This is a genomic window from Clostridium sp. L2-50 (assembly GCF_000154245.1).
Taxonomy (GTDB): domain Bacteria; phylum Bacillota; class Clostridia; order Lachnospirales; family Lachnospiraceae; genus Coprococcus.
In genome coordinates this window covers 179,366-195,351 of sequence record NZ_DS480312.1, presented here as the reverse complement: position 1 = coordinate 195,351, position 15,986 = coordinate 179,366, and the positions used below count along the sequence as shown (strand labels likewise).

Here is a 15,986-nt window from a genome sequence, read left to right as displayed (position 1 = left end):
TTGAAAGATAAAATAGAAGTGGGAATGCTGTCACCTCTGATGGCAGAGTTTATTCCGGACTATTCAGACATTGTGGATCTGGATGATGCGGAGCCATTGGAAGGACCTGACCTGGTGCAGTATCAGACATCCATCGCAGAAAAGGTTGACGAGATCAATCGGCTCGGTATGCCTGACAACCAGCCATGCAACCTGATCGATTATTTTGACCAAAACAAGGACATTAAGGAAAAAGTGGAACGCATTACAATGGCGGTAAAGGAACAGGAGGGCGTTTTATATGGCTGTGCAAACCTGACACTCCGGGAGAATCTGACACCAGAGGAATACCGTGTGGTGGGGCAGTATCTGAGAGGGCAGTACAGCGATGGCTGGGGAGAAAGTCTGGAACAGCGGGAGATCAAGGTAGACGGTGGTGAATTATACTTACATTTCTATGTTGGTGCCGGCTCGGATTTCCAGATACAGGTGAAAGCACCGGAAAACGGTGTGCAGGAAAAGCAGCCGGAACAAAAGCCGTCCCGTCCAGAACTTAAGCTCTTAGGGCATGACGGAAATATTTTCTCAATCCTTGGGGATGCCGCAAGACTGCTTAGACGTGCTGGGATGTCCGAACAGGCCAACGAAATGGCGGATCGTGTCCACAAGAGCAGCAATTACTATGAAGCGCTGGGAATCATCAGCGAATACGTGGAAACCGAGCTGTCGGACCACCGTGAACAGCCCAGAACGCCAAGAAAAGAAACACTGAAAAAAGAGGATACCTGCCGATGAGCAGTTCCATAAAGAAAAGCACTTCCAGAGAAATCTGGAAAATAAGCGACCGAAAGGATGATGCCTATGGGAAATACCCTGAAACTTGAAGATCTTTTAAAACCGGACTGTGTGCCGGATGAGTCTGCCGGAGGGGAGAACTGGCGTATCCTGCATGGAGATACCTTAAAACTGGTCAAAGGATTCCAGCCGGGGATCTTTGATGCAGTTATAACCGATCCGCCCTATGCGTCCGGGGGAACCAAGCAGAACGAACGCAACCGAACTACCAACCAGAAGTACAGCAGCATGAAAGCAGAAAATGCCCTGCCGGATTTTGATGGGGATAATAAAGACCAGCGTTCCTGGACCCACTGGATGGCAGAATGGCTGTACGATGTGCGGAAAGCCTGCAAGAGAGGGGCTCCGATCTGCCTCTTTATTGACTGGAGACAGTACCCGTCCATCACCGATGCCCTCCAGTGGGCAGGGTGGATCTGGAGAGGGACTGCCGTCTGGGACAAGGGGAACTCCCGTCCGCAGAAAGGCAGATTCCGCCAGCAGGCAGAATATATTGTATGGGGAAGCAACGGACCGATGCCGATCAACCGCCCGGTGTCCTGCCTTCCGGGTGTGTTCCGTTATGGGAATCCCCAGAACCGCATCCATGTGACAGAAAAGCCGCTCCAGCTGATGAAGGATGTCATCCAGATCTGTGAGCCGGGCGGCCTGATCTTAGACCCGTTTGCCGGAGCTGGTACTACCATCCTTGCGGCGGCAGAGTCGGGGTTTCAGGCAGTCGGCATTGAAGTGACCGATGCGTATTATAAGCTGGGAAGCGACCGTGTCCGCATTGCACTGGAAGCTGGGGAAGAAGCGGAAAACAAAGAACCACAGTAGCCGGATGTCTGGCAGACATCTGAAAAAGAGAAGAAAAGAATCCAGATGTCCACAAGACATCCACAGAGCGGAATGCTTTGTGGGTGTTTCTTTTTGGAAAAACGCCGGGCAGAGGAAACCTGTCCGGCCAGGAAAGGAGATGGTCGTATTGGAACAGGCACTTGCTTATGTCTGCTGTTCTGCAGAAGAAGGAAAGACCAAAGTACAGCGGTACTGCCGGAAGATCTACGAACTGGGATATGTGCCGATCTGCCCGCAGTACAGCTTTTCCCCATTCCTTGATGACGGGGATGCAGAGGATATGCAGGCCATGCGGAGAATGTCCCACCAGATATTAAGGCGGTGCAGGATGGTGGTTGTCTGCGGAAAAGAGACCACCGGGACGATGAACACGGAGATCAGCATGGCTGACAGACTCCATATCATCTGTACCACACTGGATGGGTTGAGCAAAATCAAGGAAAATGAATGATTCAGAAAAACGACTGGTTCAGAGGGGACGAAACCGGATGCGACTGGTTTTGCAAGCATAGCGTTTGGATATCCAAACGCACTTTGGGGAGAACCCCAATCCCCCATACCGAGCCGTAAACAGACGAAAGGAGAACGAAAAAATGTTGGGATTTATACTTGGCACAATGACCGGAGGAGTAATGGGCGTTTTTGCAATGTGTCTTTTCATAGCTGGAAAACGTGAGGATGAGGCACTGGAGCGGTGCCGGATGAAACCAAAGGAGATCATTGACCACGGCGTGTGCATCTGTTTTGTAAACAGCCAGGGAGAGGAACTGTTCCGTCTGGCAGACGGGGAAAGCCTTGTGCAGAATGCCCCAAATGGAGAGCGGAACGTATCCACCTGCCACTATCTGGATGCCGATTCTGCTATGATTGATGGGAAAAAATGGAACCTCCTGGAATTCGCAAAAGAGATGGAAAAGAGAGGGATCATGTTCGCCCCGATGGAGCTGTGCCAGGTATCGGAAAGGGGGTGAGGCCCATATGAAGAAAAAGATCATTGCTGCAGCGGTAGCCATCGGCGTTCTGGCAGGTTTCCTGATCTGGAAAAATCGTGAAATGTAATGACGCAACCAATAACCCGTTGGAAAGCAGGTGAAGAGATGAGAAAAAGGAACCATGTGATACCAGTCCGCCTCAATGCAAAAGAGCTGCGTTTTCTGGAAGAGCAGGTAGAAAAAAGCGGCCTGTCCCGTGAGGAATACATCCGTTCCATTGTCATGGGTGGCGAAGTCCGGGCAAGACCCTGTGAGCATCATACGGAGCTTTTGCGGAAAATATCCGGTCTGTGCAACAACGCCAATCAGCTTGCCCATGTAGCCAACGGCTGTGGGATGGCCGGGGAAGAGAGTATCCGGGAAATGCTCCGCATGACGAAAGAGACATGGAGGCTGGTCAAAGAGGAATGGTAGCCGATGGCATACACCAGTATCATCCCGGTCAGCCGTCTGGACAATTCCATCACGTACATCCGAAACAAGGATAAGACCACCAAGAAAGGGCAGAGTGCCGGCTCTCTGGAAGAAGCCATCGATTACGCCATGAATCGGGACAAGACGGAGCGTTCCGTTTTTGAGGATGCCATCGGCTGCGTCTGTGAGACTGCCTATCAAGATATGGTAGCTACGAAGAAACGATACCACAAGATGGACGGAGTACAGGGGTACCATCTGGTGCAGAGCTTTGTCAAAGGGGAAGTCACCCCGGAGCTTGCTCACCAGATCGGCATGGAAATGGCAGAAAGGCTCCTTCAGGGAAAATACGAAGCAGTCATCACCACCCATCTGAATACGGAGCATTACCACAACCACATCGTGTTTAATTCCGTGAGCATGGAAGATGGGAAAAAGTACCACAGCAACAGCAGGAGTTACTATGAGGATGTGCGGAAAGCTTCGGATGCCTTATGCCTGAAATACGGCTTATCTGTCATCGAACCGAAAAACGGCAAAGGGAAATCCTATGCACAGTGGATGGCAGAACAGGACGGAAAGCCGACCTGGAGAACCTCGATCCGTCTGGACATCCGGGATGCTGTGGCAGAGAGCTTCACATGGAAACAGTTTCTGGAACAGATGAAGCAGAGGGGATACCAGTGGAAGCTGAACCGGAAGTACATTGCATTAAAAGCACCGGGGATGGAACGGTATATCCGTCTGCGGAGCCTTGGGAAGCATTACTCGGAAGAGAGCATCCGGCAGTGGATCTTGCAGCCCAAGAGCAGGATACCTGCTGGAAAAGAAGGAGATTCCAGATTCCCGAAAAAGAAGTTAAAAGGGATACAGGCCCTGTACTATTCCTATCTGTACCAGATGGGTGCACTAAAGCAGAAGCCGAAAAGGATTTCCCCGGTGCTCCGGGCAGACATCCGAAAACTGGATGCCAGGATCGAGCAGATGGAATTTCTACAGAAGCATCAGATTACTAGCCGTGAAGAGCTACTCGCCTACCGCACATCGTTGGAAGAGAGGGTACAGGCACTCACGAAAGAGCGGAAGCGGCTCTACCGGAGCGAACCGGACAGTGTCAGGATCGGTCAGATCACCGAAGAACTGAAGCCGCTTCGAAAGGATATCCGCATTTGTATCCGGATCGAACAGCAGTCCCAGGAGATGGAAGAAAAGATGCGTCTGGCAGAGCAGATCCAGAGACAGGAAGAAGAACAGACGGAGAAAAACAGAAAACCGAGAACAGAAAGCAGGTGAACAACATGAATTATGGAGGCGATGCGGCGGACCAGATCGTCCGGTATTCCCTAGACGGCGTGGACCACGGGCTCAGGCTTTCGGGTACGCTGGCAAAGCATCTGGCGGTATTTGTTGCCGCCGTATTAAAAGACCAGAAGAAAACGAGGGGCAAGACCAGAATGGTGCGGATGTTAAAGGAGAACAAGCCATTGAAGTTCTTCACTGTGCCATCTGACCGCCTGCGTGAATTCTGCAGTGAGGGCAGGAAACGAGGACTGCTCTATGTGATCATCCGGGATAAAAAGAACCCGGAGATGAGCGAGGTCATGGTCTTTGCCGATGATGCAGCCAAAGTCAACCGTGTCATGGATAAGATGAACCTTGATTTTGTAAGGAGCGAAGTCGGGGAAGCTGTCCATGAGGTAACCGCCGGAATGGAAGCACCGGAAACCGAAGCAGTACAGGAAACTGTGCAGATGCCGGAGGGCGAGGTGCAGTTTGAAATCAGCGATCTGGACGAAGCATTCCAGGTCGGTGACATGGACTTTTCTGAAGAGGAAAAGAACCAGAATCATCCCGAAAAGGAGTTTTCCGAACCGGAAAATTTTATCCCGGTGCAGGAAGAGGGGGAAGAGAATCTGTCCGGCTCTTCCTTGCACAGCAGAAATATTTCTACCGGGCAGGAAAAAGGGACTGATGCAGGGCAGAGGGAACAGGAGCGTCCCAGTGTCCGCCGGGAGCTGGAGAACATCAAACGGGAGAAAGCAGAGGAATCCCAGAAGCGGAGCCGGGAAAAGAACCGTGGACCAAGGAAAACGCAGAAGAAAGCAAGAAAGAAACGAAAGGTGAAAGCGAGGTAGGAGATGGACCTGACAAAATTTTTAGGGCAGGACTCGCAGGAGCAGTCCGCCCAGCGGTTATCGAAAGAAGAATATGCCGCACAGAAAAAGCAGGAGAGGGAAGAAATCTGGGGTATGATCGATGGAAAGGCACAGGAGGTCTTCCAGAATGGGGACTCCTTAAAAGGATTCCTTGATTTTATGGGACAGTGCAAGCCGCAGAGGACAGACAACCTGTTCCTGCTTTATGCACAGAATCCGGAGATCCGGCAGGTCAAGACCTTTGAAAAATGGAAGGAAGAAGGCAAGGTAGTCAAGACCGGAAGCAAGGGATACAACTTCATTGTCGGACAGGAATATGAAAAGGACGGTGTCATCCAGCAGGGGTACTCCATCCAGAAAGCCTATGACATCAGCCAGATCCGTACCAAGCAGCCAGAAGAGGCAGAGCCAAAGCCGATGGACCAGCTGATGGAAGCACTGCTGACCGACAGCGAGGTACGGATTCAGATCGCAGACAATCTGCCGGATAAGGTACAGGCACAGTACATCCCGAATAAGCGGACGATCTATGTCCGAAATGGCATGAGCGAAAATGCAACGTTCCATTCCATCAGCCGGGAGCTGGCCTGTGCATCCCTTGACCATCACGATGGAAGCTACAGCCGGGCAGGGGTATCGGCACAGGCCTATTGTGCGGCGTATGTGACAGCACAGAAATACGGCGTGGATGTCTCCGGTTTTTCCTTTGACAAGGTATGCCAGATGCAGGCATTCGGACAGAAAGATCCGAAAGAACTCCGCTCCTTTATCCAGGATGTAAAGAGTGCAGCCTATTCCATTGGCAAGCAGGTAGACCGCAACCTTGGCAAAAGCGAGCAGGAATTTATGACCGATGAATTTGCCATCCCGGAGGAAAAAACGGAGAAACCTGCCAAGAGTAAAAAGTCTCCGGAACGCTGATAAAAAGGGGCTTTTCCGGCTCTTTTGCAGTAGCTTTCCGGGAGGAAGTGTGGTATGTTGTGGTTGAGAAAAAGAGGAAAAAAGGAGGCTCGCCTATGACAAGAATGCGATATGTAAAGATGGACCGGATCATGAACCACATGCTGATCCATGCACTCCGGGAAGTGTTCCGGCAGGAAAAAGAACAGGGGCTTCCGGTGGATACCACACGGGATCTGGTTCTGAAGCTGGCAGAGCAGGAAGAGGGAAAGCTCTACCTGACAGAAGCCGAACACAGCAAATCCGTGGAAGCCTTAAACCAGCTCCGGGACACATACCTGAAAAACGGACGCTATTCCGATGGGATCGACAGCGTCCTGTTAAAGATCATGAAATCCAGATACCGCCCATACCGTGGAAGGGGAAGATGAAGAAAGGATGTGGTACAAATATACAGAAATATGACACAAGAAAGAATAGAAGCCATGCGGAGAAGATATCCGCCGGGAACCGAGGTCATGCTTAACAGCATGGAGGGGGAGAGCCACATGCCACCCGGCTTAAAAGGTAAGGTGGATATGGTAGACGATGCAGGGCAGATCCACGTAAACTGGGAGAATGGAAGCAGCCTTGCCCTCGTTCCGGGAGTGGACAGCTTCCACATTACAGACCTGCCAAGAGCAGAGAGGCCCAAACAGCAGCCATCCCGGTAACAAACAGCCGGAAGTCAGACTGGGTGATTTGGCTTGCCGGACTGCCTGTCATCTGGTGGGTAGCAATCCTGCTTGCGGATGCCATCCAGCCGGGCAGGAATCTTTTCGAGCTGATGGAGGTTCTCACAGAAAAGCTGAACCATCCCTTCCAGTTTCATTATACGGAATACACCATCAAGTCGATGCTGGTCTGCACGTTACTTTACGCAGCCGGGATCGGCATTTTTTATTCCAGTCAGAAGAACTACCGCAGAGGGGAAGAACATGGCTCTGCCAGATGGGGCGATGCCCGGCAGATCTGTAAGAAATATAGCAAGAAGCCGTACTCCCAGAACATCCTGCTGACACAGAACTTCCGCATTAGCCTTGACACCCACAAGCACCGCAGATGTCTCAACATTCTCGTAGTGGGAGGCTCCGGTGCAGGAAAATCCAGAGGCTTTGCCCTGCCAAACATCATGCAGTGCTGCTGTTCGATGGTCATCACCGATCCGAAAGCCGAGCTGCTCCGAAAGACAGGCGGTCTGCTGGAAAAGAAAGGATATGAGGTGCGTGTCTTTGACCTCATCAATCCCGACACATCTTTTTGCTACAATCCATTCGAGTATGTCCACGATGACAAAGACGTGCTCCGTCTTATTTCCAATCTGATACAAAACACCACACCCAAAGGTTCCCAGTCCTCCGATCCCTTCTGGGAGAAGAGCGAAACCGCACTGCTTCAGGCACTGATGCTGTATCTGCTCCACGAAGCTCCGCCGGAAGAACAGAACTTCGCCATGATTATGGAGATGTTAGGCTCGGCACAGGTAAAAGAAGAGGACGAGGACTACGAGTCCCCTCTGGACATTTTGTTTGACCGTCTGGAGATGCGGGACCCGGACAGCATTGCCGTCAAGCAGTATCACATTTACAAGCAGGCGGCAGGAAAGACCGCCAAGTCCATCCTGATCAGTGTAGGTGTCCGGCTGGCAGCCTTCAATCTGCCGCAGATTGCCAAGCTGACCAATACTGATGAACTGGATCTTTCCAACATGGGAGAAAGAAAAGTTGCCCTTTTCTGCTGTATCCCGGATGCAGACACCTCTTTGAATTATCTGGTAGGCATGATCTACAGCCAGCTTTTCCAGACGCTTTATTACATGGCAGACCGTGTGCATGGCGGTGCCCTCCCGGTTCCGGTCAACTGCATCATGGATGAGTTTCCAAACGTATCCCTGCCAAATGAGTTTGAGAAGATCCTGGCAACCTGCCGTTCCCGTTCCATTTACTGCAGCATCATCATCCAGAACATGAGCCAGCTAAAGGCTCTGTTCAAGGACTCCTGGGAAAGTCTGGTGGGCAACTGCGATGAGTTTTTGTACCTGGGCGGCAATGAAAAAGAGACACACAAATATGTATCAGAATTACTGGGGAAAGAAACCATAGACACCAACACCTACGGGCAAACCAAAGGAAAATCCGGCAGCTACTCCACCAACTTCCAGCAGAGCGGAAGGGAGCTGTTACAGCCGGATGAAGTCCGTATGCTGGATAACCAGAATGCACTTCTGTTTATCCGCGGGGAGCGGCCCATACTGGATGCCAAGTATGACCTGATGAAGCATCCCAACATCCGGTATACCGAGGACGGAGGTGCCGGCCCGTTCAATTATGCGAAAGCACCGCTGGCGCATGACGATTTTACATTTGACGAAACAAGATATGACGATTACGAACTGCTTCTGGATGAGGACATCATCGGGGAGCTTTTTTGATGGGAGGAATGCCAATGAATTTACTGAAAAATAAGAAACACACAGAAATCAGGAAAGAGACCGCACCGCTAAAGATGAAGAGAGGGCAGAAGAAACTGTTTGCTCTGTATGCAGTCATGGTACTGTCGATCTGCATTGGGGCGACCTGCGTTTATGCCGCAGGCGATCCGCTGACCGTAGTCAATAACCTATCCACGTTTATCTTTTCCCTGATCCGCGCCATTGGCCTGATTCTGCTGGGATTTGGTATCGTGCAGGTCGGTCTGTCCTTAAAGAGCCACGATCCAAGCCAGAGGGCAAACGGATTTTTGACACTGGCAGGCGGTATCATCATTACCTTTGCAAAAGAGATCCTGGACCTAATCATGGGATAGGAGAAGAGTCCAGAAGGGGAGCCATGCGAAATGCCGGCTCCCTGCTCACTTTTGAGGATGGGAGGTGAAACTGTTTGAGTGATAACTGGATCGTACAGAATCTAAATTCTGCCTTGCAGACCTGGAGCGACAAGCTGGCTGAAATCTGGACACTGCTGACGCAAAGCCCGGAGAATTTCAAGGGCGGGGCAATCTGGAGCGTGATGACGAACATCAACGGTGGACTGAAAGCCATCGGGTACGGCCTGCTGGTTCTGTTCTTTGCGGCAGGGCTGGTAAAAACCTGTGGGAGTTTCACGGATATGAAAAAGCCGGAACACGTAGTGAAAGCCTTTATCCGTTTTGCACTGGCACAGGGAGCCGTTATGTCCGGCATGGAGCTTCTGACAGCGATCTTTTCCATTGTGCAGGGCATCGTGACCAACATCATGTCCCACTCCGGGATGGCAGGGGGAACCGTAACGGAACTGCCCTCGGAGATCGTGGACAAGATCGAAGCGGTCGGGATGCTGGAATCTATCCCTTTGTGGATCGTAACTTTATTAGGAAGCCTGCTGATTACGGTATTGTCATTTGTCATGATTCTGACTGTATACGGGAGAATGTTTAAGCTGTATATGTACACAGCCATCGCACCGATTCCATTGGCAACCTTTGCCGGGGAGCCAACCCAGTCTGTAGGAAAGAACTTTATCCGTTCCTACGCCGGGGTATGTCTGGAAGGAGCCATCATCGCACTGGCCTGCATCATCTTTTCGGTGTTTGCATCAAGTCCGCCGGCCATCGGGGACACCAGCCTGTCCGCCGTGACCATTGTCTGGAATTACGTCGGGGAACTGGTATTTAACCTGCTGGTACTGGTCGGGGCAGTCAAGGCATCCGACCGTATCGTAAAAGAAATCATGGGATTATAGGAGGCGAAAAAAATGGAAGAACCAAAGACACTGAGCTACGACTGGCAGTATGGCCGGGAGGAATTATTTCTCAGGGTAGACAGTTACATGAGCGATGACAATCTCTATATCGGGCTTTACCATATGGAAGATGGATACCCGGAAAGCTTTGCAGACCTTACGGTAAACCTGCCTTTTGCTCCGCTGGGCGGTATCAATGAAGCCTATATCGACCACAATTTCAGCAAAGAAAAGCTTCGTTTTATAAAGCAGCATAAGCTGGGAACGATACAGCCGGATACCGCATCCTCCGGTTACTGCATCTTCCAGAGGGTTGCATTCGACCTGAAAAACTGGCAGAGCTTGATCCGGAAGGAACAAAAAGATTTATGGAAAGAAATGGCATCCGGCAAAGGGATGTACCAAAACAGAAACAAAAGAAAAAACAGAGATTACAAAGAGAAAGGTAGGAAACAACATGGAAGTGAAAATGAATAAAGAAATCCGAGACTATCAGGAGTCAATGTTCTGGGGCTTAAGCTTCCGGCAGTGCTTATTTTCGGTACTGGCGATCCTGGCAGCCCTTGGAATCTATTTTGTCACCCGGAAATATGCCGGGGAACAGGTAACCGGATGGCTGTGCGTGCTTGGGGCGGCTCCCTTTGCAGCCTGCGGCTTTTTCCGTTACCACGGCATGACGGCAGAACAGTTCGCATGGGCAGTCATCAAATCCGAACTGCTGTACCCGAAACGGCTGGTATTCAAATCAGAGAACCTGTACTTTTCCTGCATGGAAGAGAGCCTGCGGCTGGGTGAAAAGATGATGGGAAACGGAGCGGAACTTCTGGAAAAGAAGCGGACGAAACAGAAGAAACCAAAGAAGCGAAGAGGAAGGGGTGATGCCTTTGATTAAAACCCTGAGTCAGACACTGAAACAGGACAAGGAAAAATTTAAAGTACCGAAGTCTGTCCAGCAGGCCATCCCGATTCGCAAGATCTGGCCAGATGGTATTTTTCAGGTGGAGAGCAAGTATTCCAGGACATTCCGGTTTACGGATATCAACTATTCCATTGCCAGTAAAGCGGATAAGACGGAAATGTTCCTGGACTACTCTGAACTTTTAAATGCACTGGATTCTGGCTGTACGGCGAAGATCACCCTGAACAATCGTAAGATCAACAAGGAAGAGTTTGAGCAGTCCCTGCTGATCCCGATGAAAGGGGACGGTCTGGACGAGTACCGGAAAGAGTACAATGACATGCTCCTTTCCAAGATCTCCGGTACCAACAACAGTATCTACCAGGAACGCTATCTGACCATCAGCGTCCACAAGAAAAACATCGATGAAGCCAGAACCTATTTCGCACGTGTGGGAACGGACATCATCACCCATCTGGCCAAGCTGTCCTCTATTGGGGAAGAGCTGGATGCAGAGCAGAGGCTACAGATCTTCCGGGACTTTTTCAAGGCAGACGTTCCACAGAGTTTTCCATTTGACATGAAAGCCTTTGCGAAAAAAGGACACAGCTTCAAAGACTGGATCTGCCCGGACACAATGGAATTCCATAACGACCATTTCAAGCTGGGCGAGCAGTACGGCAGAGTCCTTTTTATGGAAGATTACGCCAGCTATGTAAAGGATGAGATGATCTCCGAACTGTGCAGCCTTGGCAGGAACCTGATGCTGTCCATTGATATCATCCCCGTACCGACAGACGAAGCGGTGCGTGAGATCCAGAACCGACTGCTGGGCGTGGAGACAAACGTCACCAACTGGCAGAGACGCCAGAATGCCAACAATAACTTTTCAGCCGTAGTTCCCTATGACATGGAGCTGCAGAGAAAAGAGACCAAGGAAATGCTGGACGATCTGACCACCAGGGATCAGAGGATGATGTTCGGCATCCTGACAATGGTACATATGGCAGACAGCAAGAAACAACTGGACTCCGATACGGAAACCCTGTATTCCATTGCGAGAAAACACCTCTGCCAGATGGCAACTTTGAAGTGGCAACAGGTCGATGGACTGAATACCGTCCTGCCGTATGGCCTGCGGAAAATCGATGCAGTGCGTACCCTTACTACAGAATCCACCGCCGTCCTGATCCCGTTCCATACGCAGGAAATCATGCAGCCGGGAGGCATCTATTATGGGCAGAATGCCGTCAGCAAAAATATGCTGGTGGCAGACCGAAGGAAGCTGTTAAACGGCAACTCTTTCCGACTGGGTGTCAGCGGCTCCGGCAAGAGCTTCTCGGCAAAAGAGGAGATCGTAGACCTTGCCCTTTCCACGGAAGATGACATCCTCATCCTCGATCCGGAGTCGGAGTTTGCTTCTCTGGTGGAAGCCTTAAACGGAGAGGTCATCCGGATCTCGGCAACCTCGGATACCCATCTGAATGCACTGGATATGGATTCTGCCTATGGCAATGACCGAAATCCTCTGATTGAGAAGTCAGAATTTATCCTTTCCCTGTTTGAGCAGCTCGTAGGAGCCGGAAACCTTTCGGCAAAGGAGAAATCCATCCTTGACCGCTGCACCGCAGATGTGTACCGGGATTATATGAGGGGCGGTTACAAAGGGCAGGTGCCGACCTTAAAGGACCTGTACCGACAACTCATGCTCCAGCCGGAGGAAGAAGCCAGAGGGCTGGCTCTGTCTTCGGAACTGTTTATCAATGGCAGTCTGAACACCTTTGCCCAGGAAACCAATGTCAACACGAAGAGCCGTATCATCGACTATGACATCCGGGAGCTGGGCGAACAGCTGATGCCCCTTGGCATGCTGGTCACATTGGATTCGATTTTTAACCGTGTGATCCAGAACTGGAAGAAGGGAAAAACGACATGGATCTTTGCGGATGAGTTTTATCTGCTGTTCCGCTATGAATACAGTGCGGACTTTTTCTACCGCCTGTACAAGCGTATCCGTAAGTATTCCGGATTTGTAACCGGACTTACCCAGAACGTTGAGGAACTTCTGAAATCCGATACCGCCCGCCTGATGCTGGCGAACAGTGAGTTCCTGATCCTTTTGAATCAGGCTACCACCGACCGGGATGAGCTGGCGGCACTTCTGAATATTTCAGACAATCAGTTATCCTACATCACCAATGTGGGTGCCGGCCATGGTCTGATCCGCTGTTCCGGGAATCTGGTGCCGTTTGAAAATTCGTTTCCAAGAAATACAAAACTGTACCGCCTGATGACAACCAAGCCGGGCGAAGCGTAAGAGCGGGACAAGCCGGGACTGGAGGTGAGAGATGAAGGATATCAAAACCAAAGAAGTTACAACAAAACCAAAGACCAAAAATCCTGCCTCCAGAATCCCCAAGGAGCTGATGCGGACGGCCATACTGGAGAGCAAGGAAAAATCCCAGACCATCGCAAATGCCAGGGACAATGACATGGGAGAACAGTCCCCATCCGAATATGCCAGTGGGAAAGTCACATCCGCAGAGGAATGGGCTGCAAGAAAGACAGGCAGAACTGTAACCAGAGCCGGAAAGACAGCCGCACAGACTTCCTACGAGAAGATCAAACAGAGAGCCGCTGGCAAAAAAGAAGCGGAGAAAGAAACCGCCAGAGGAACAGGGGACACACAGACCGCCAATCCTGCCAGCCGGGAAGCTCAGGAAGCACAGATCCGGGAAGTACAGATCCAGGAAGCCCAGCGGCAAAAGGTGGTTTCAGATGCCGTCAAAACGAAAGAGCAGAAGATCCGGGCTGCCAGGGAGACACCAAGAATCCAGAACAGACAGGAAATAGCAGAAATGAAGCAGCTCTCCATCCGAGAACAGAGCCGGAAGAAGGAAGCAAAAGATACAGTAAGGCAGACCGCCATCCGACAGAAACAGCCGGAAACCATTCGGATTAAAGAAAAACCAAGGAAACAGCCGGAGCCGAAAACCATACAGAAGCGTATCATCAAGACGGCTCCCCAGTCTGCGAAGATCAGCGTCCAGCCAGAGCAGAAGCTCCGTGCGGCCAGCTCCAACGCCCTGACAGCCCGGATGCAGAAGCAGATGGAACGAAGGGCAGCGAAACAGGCGGCGAAGAAAGCAGCCTTGCAGACTTCTGATGGAATCCGTCGGATACAGAAAACGGCAAGGGCAGGGGAGAATACATTCAAGGCAGCTAGGGCCGCCGTGGAAGTGGCAGCGAAAACCGTGCAGTCCATGATGGCTGCACTGGGAGCCGCCGGAGCAGTTATCGTTCTTTTATTGGTTATCATGGTTGGAATCATTGGCGGTGCGGCATTTTCAGGAAGCTCAGAGAGCAACGAAGCATTGAGTCAGGAAGTCCTTTCCTATACAACAGCTATCCAGAAATATGCCAACCAGTACGGAATCCCCGAATACGTTTCCGTGATACAGGCAATCATGATGCAGGAATCCGGCGGCCGGGGAACCGATCCCATGCAGAGCAGTGAGTGCCCATACAACACTAGGTACTCCAACAGTCCCAATGCCATCCAGGACGCAGATTACTCCATACAGGTAGGAATCCAGTATTATGCAGACTGCCTGAAGGAAGCCGGATGCACCAGTCCACAGGATATGGATAAGCTGAAACTGTCCCTGCAAGGATATAACTACGGCAACGGATACATAACGTGGGCGATACGGAAGTATGGCGGTTACAGTGCCGAAAATGCCCTGCAGTTCTCCAACGAGCAGGCGGCTTCGCATGGATGGAGTGCCTATGGCGACCCAGAGTACGTCCCACATGTCCTGCGGTATTATTCCAGCGGCGGATTGTTTGCCGGCCTGTTTGGAGGCAGCGGCCAGATCGTATCGGTGGCACTTACCCAGCTTGGAAATGAGGGAGGCCAGAAGTTCTGGTCGTGGTATGGCTTTGACAGCCATGTGGCATGGTGTGCCTGCTTTGCCAGCTGGTGTGGGGATCAGGCAGGACTCATCGAGAGCGGCAAGATGCCAAAATTCTCCCTGTGCGATGATGGAATCGCATGGTTCCAGAGCAAGGGAAAGTGGAAAAGCCGGGGATATTCCCCAGCACCCGGAACCCTGATCTTTTTTGACTGGAACGGGGACGGAACCTCAGACCATGTGGGAATCGTGGAGAAAACCGAAGGCAGTACCGTATACACCGTAGAAGGAAACTCCAGCAATGCCGTGAACCAGAGAAGCTATAATATTAATAACGGAACAATCATGGGATATGGTATACTTTGAAAATAAAAATATAAGTTATAACCTATGAAGAGAAATTTGATATGTACAAGTTGACTTTTTTATTTGATTGAAATTTTAATTTTATATGAAATGAAAAGAACCAGTGAGAGAATCGTTAAATTTCACTCACTGGCTCAATTCGTTTCAAATTTTTCGGACAACTCTGTCAGTTCTTTCACCGTTTCCTGGGTGTGATGCAGCAGGGTGTCACGCATTTCTGGCGGACAGCTGGAATAAAGCATTTTCATCTGATTGACACCCGCATCCTCCAGAGAAACATCTGGATTTATAAGTGTATCTAAAGAGATGTGCAGGACCTTTGCCAATGCTCTCAAAATCAAATAGGAAGGATTCATTTTCCCTTTTTCGATATTGGCGATTTGCTTTACAGAAACATGGCTCAGATCAGAAAGTTCCTGTTGTGTCAGTTCTTTATTCTTTCGGGCTTCCCGCATTTTTTGCCCTAAAGCAGTTAAATCATCAATCGGCATAATCGTTCACCTCAATAATATCGTATCGTTCCGGTTTATGTGATGGAATGACCTTATTATGCCGGTTAATGGGCTTGATTATACCGATTATAAAACTGAGAATACAAATTCCATTAAAGAGTAATGAAGGATGCAAACTTACCTGTATCCGTGACAGCATCCGGCGTGGTCTGAAGCAGCTGGCAAAGTATTTTTAGGGTAGAATAACAGAGGGCGCAAGGTCTCAAAGTGCTTCTGCATAAGACCTTGCGCCCTACCTATTGTAGTAGCCTTAGAGGTGTATTTTGTAAAGCTATCTTTGAGTGAAGAAACATGATCTTTATCAAGAAAATTTGTTTCTTTCGGATATGTTTATATAGTTCCACTTGATAGCCAAAATAATTCATAACTATTACCTTGAAGCGGGCAAGCACATCGGATAGA

At 50.3% G+C, this 15,986-nt stretch carries 18 protein-coding genes; 17 read left to right on the top strand and 1 reads right to left on the bottom strand.

Annotated elements, in window-relative coordinates; translation table 11 throughout:
• From CLOL250_RS01075 to CLOL250_RS00995, 17 genes are all read left to right on the top strand, one after another.
• Positions 1 to 774 carry a hypothetical protein gene (locus CLOL250_RS01075; protein WP_008400050.1) on the top strand — a complete coding sequence of 258 codons (774 nt, stop codon included), beginning with the start codon at positions 1 to 3 and terminating at the stop codon, positions 772 to 774.
• A gap of 57 nt (positions 775 to 831) precedes the next feature.
• On the top strand, positions 832 to 1,653 hold the full coding sequence (locus CLOL250_RS01070) for a DNA-methyltransferase (protein WP_006428285.1): 822 nt from the start codon (positions 832 to 834) through the stop codon (positions 1,651 to 1,653).
• A 139-nt stretch (positions 1,654 to 1,792) separates the two neighbouring features.
• Positions 1,793 to 2,125, top strand: coding sequence for a DUF7768 domain-containing protein (locus tag CLOL250_RS01065; RefSeq protein ID WP_044920437.1), 333 nt, complete (start codon positions 1,793 to 1,795; stop codon positions 2,123 to 2,125).
• 142 nt (positions 2,126 to 2,267) lie between these two features.
• Complete coding sequence (locus tag CLOL250_RS01060; RefSeq protein WP_025577043.1) at positions 2,268 to 2,645, top strand: DUF3789 domain-containing protein; 378 nt, start codon at positions 2,268 to 2,270, stop codon at positions 2,643 to 2,645.
• A 126-nt stretch (positions 2,646 to 2,771) separates the two neighbouring features.
• Complete coding sequence (locus CLOL250_RS01055) at positions 2,772 to 3,080, top strand: plasmid mobilization protein (protein WP_019162193.1); 309 nt, start codon at positions 2,772 to 2,774, stop codon at positions 3,078 to 3,080.
• A 3-nt stretch (positions 3,081 to 3,083) separates the two neighbouring features.
• A complete protein-coding gene (locus CLOL250_RS01050) occupies positions 3,084 to 4,373 on the top strand; it encodes a relaxase/mobilization nuclease domain-containing protein (protein ID WP_008400045.1) in 1,290 nt (429 codons plus the stop codon).
• A gap of 5 nt (positions 4,374 to 4,378) precedes the next feature.
• Positions 4,379 to 5,215, top strand: a complete 837-nt coding sequence (locus CLOL250_RS01045; RefSeq protein ID WP_008400044.1) for a PcfB family protein — start codon at positions 4,379 to 4,381, stop codon at positions 5,213 to 5,215.
• A gap of 3 nt (positions 5,216 to 5,218) precedes the next feature.
• Complete coding sequence (locus CLOL250_RS01040; RefSeq protein ID WP_008400043.1) at positions 5,219 to 6,157, top strand: ArdC-like ssDNA-binding domain-containing protein; 939 nt, start codon at positions 5,219 to 5,221, stop codon at positions 6,155 to 6,157.
• A gap of 95 nt (positions 6,158 to 6,252) precedes the next feature.
• A complete protein-coding gene (locus CLOL250_RS01035; protein ID WP_015513376.1) occupies positions 6,253 to 6,567 on the top strand; it encodes a hypothetical protein in 315 nt (104 codons plus the stop codon).
• Positions 6,568 to 6,597: 30 nt separating this feature from the next.
• Positions 6,598 to 6,849, top strand: coding sequence for a DUF4314 domain-containing protein (locus CLOL250_RS01030; protein WP_008400041.1), 252 nt, complete (start codon positions 6,598 to 6,600; stop codon positions 6,847 to 6,849).
• Positions 6,840 to 8,606: a VirD4-like conjugal transfer protein, CD1115 family gene (locus tag CLOL250_RS01025; RefSeq protein ID WP_349093466.1), complete on the top strand. Its 1,767-nt coding sequence runs from the start codon at positions 6,840 to 6,842 to the stop codon at positions 8,604 to 8,606. The genes CLOL250_RS01030 and CLOL250_RS01025 overlap by 10 nt, the downstream gene beginning before the upstream one ends.
• 8 nt (positions 8,607 to 8,614) lie before the next feature.
• Positions 8,615 to 8,980 carry a glutamyl-tRNA amidotransferase gene (locus tag CLOL250_RS01020; protein ID WP_446714943.1) on the top strand — a complete coding sequence of 122 codons (366 nt, stop codon included), beginning with the start codon at positions 8,615 to 8,617 and terminating at the stop codon, positions 8,978 to 8,980.
• A gap of 74 nt (positions 8,981 to 9,054) precedes the next feature.
• Positions 9,055 to 9,894 (top strand): hypothetical protein, encoded by an 840-nt coding sequence (locus CLOL250_RS01015; protein ID WP_008400038.1) that lies wholly within the window; start codon positions 9,055 to 9,057, stop codon positions 9,892 to 9,894.
• Positions 9,895 to 9,906: 12 nt separating this feature from the next.
• Positions 9,907 to 10,371 carry a DUF4313 domain-containing protein gene (locus CLOL250_RS01010; RefSeq protein ID WP_008400037.1) on the top strand — a complete coding sequence of 155 codons (465 nt, stop codon included), beginning with the start codon at positions 9,907 to 9,909 and terminating at the stop codon, positions 10,369 to 10,371.
• The gene (locus CLOL250_RS01005; protein WP_330386278.1) at positions 10,364 to 10,786 is read left to right on the top strand and encodes a PrgI family protein; all 423 of its coding nucleotides are present in this window, start codon (positions 10,364 to 10,366) and stop codon (positions 10,784 to 10,786) included. The genes CLOL250_RS01010 and CLOL250_RS01005 overlap by 8 nt, the downstream gene beginning before the upstream one ends.
• Positions 10,773 to 13,109, top strand: a complete 2,337-nt coding sequence (locus CLOL250_RS01000) for a VirB4-like conjugal transfer ATPase, CD1110 family (RefSeq protein ID WP_008400035.1) — start codon at positions 10,773 to 10,775, stop codon at positions 13,107 to 13,109. Before CLOL250_RS01005 ends, CLOL250_RS01000 begins: the two co-directional genes overlap by 14 nt.
• Positions 13,110 to 13,140: 31 nt before the next feature.
• Positions 13,141 to 15,072: a lysozyme family protein gene (locus CLOL250_RS00995; RefSeq protein WP_008400034.1), complete on the top strand. Its 1,932-nt coding sequence runs from the start codon at positions 13,141 to 13,143 to the stop codon at positions 15,070 to 15,072.
• A gap of 134 nt (positions 15,073 to 15,206) precedes the next feature.
• On the opposite strand, the gene CLOL250_RS00990 is transcribed toward CLOL250_RS00995, so the two are convergent.
• Positions 15,207 to 15,563, bottom strand: coding sequence for a helix-turn-helix domain-containing protein (locus CLOL250_RS00990; protein WP_008400033.1), 357 nt, complete (start codon positions 15,561 to 15,563; stop codon positions 15,207 to 15,209).
• Between the last annotated feature and the right edge of the window lie 423 nt (positions 15,564 to 15,986).

Bases quoted from the DNA above. Each gene is read 5' to 3' on its own strand.
- CLOL250_RS01030 (WP_008400041.1), top strand. From the start codon at position 6,598: ATGACACAAGAAAGAATAGAAGCCATGCGGAGAAGATATCCGCCGGGA.
- CLOL250_RS01060 (WP_025577043.1), top strand. From the start codon at position 2,268: ATGTTGGGATTTATACTTGGCACAATGACCGGAGGAGTAATGGGCGTT.
- CLOL250_RS00995 (WP_008400034.1), top strand. From the start codon at position 13,141: ATGAAGGATATCAAAACCAAAGAAGTTACAACAAAACCAAAGACCAAA.
- CLOL250_RS01000 (WP_008400035.1), top strand. From the start codon at position 10,773: ATGCCTTTGATTAAAACCCTGAGTCAGACACTGAAACAGGACAAGGAA.
- CLOL250_RS01070 (WP_006428285.1), top strand. From the start codon at position 832: ATGATGCCTATGGGAAATACCCTGAAACTTGAAGATCTTTTAAAACCG.
- CLOL250_RS01050 (WP_008400045.1), top strand. From the start codon at position 3,084: ATGGCATACACCAGTATCATCCCGGTCAGCCGTCTGGACAATTCCATC.
- CLOL250_RS01040 (WP_008400043.1), top strand. From the start codon at position 5,219: ATGGACCTGACAAAATTTTTAGGGCAGGACTCGCAGGAGCAGTCCGCC.
- CLOL250_RS01055 (WP_019162193.1), top strand. From the start codon at position 2,772: ATGAGAAAAAGGAACCATGTGATACCAGTCCGCCTCAATGCAAAAGAG.
- CLOL250_RS01005 (WP_330386278.1), top strand. From the start codon at position 10,364: ATGAATAAAGAAATCCGAGACTATCAGGAGTCAATGTTCTGGGGCTTA.
- CLOL250_RS01020 (WP_446714943.1), top strand. From the start codon at position 8,615: ATGCCAATGAATTTACTGAAAAATAAGAAACACACAGAAATCAGGAAA.
- CLOL250_RS00990 (WP_008400033.1), bottom strand. From the start codon at position 15,563: ATGCCGATTGATGATTTAACTGCTTTAGGGCAAAAAATGCGGGAAGCC.
- CLOL250_RS01010 (WP_008400037.1), top strand. From the start codon at position 9,907: ATGGAAGAACCAAAGACACTGAGCTACGACTGGCAGTATGGCCGGGAG.
- CLOL250_RS01035 (WP_015513376.1), top strand. From the start codon at position 6,253: ATGACAAGAATGCGATATGTAAAGATGGACCGGATCATGAACCACATG.
- CLOL250_RS01045 (WP_008400044.1), top strand. From the start codon at position 4,379: ATGAATTATGGAGGCGATGCGGCGGACCAGATCGTCCGGTATTCCCTA.
- CLOL250_RS01065 (WP_044920437.1), top strand. From the start codon at position 1,793: ATGGTCGTATTGGAACAGGCACTTGCTTATGTCTGCTGTTCTGCAGAA.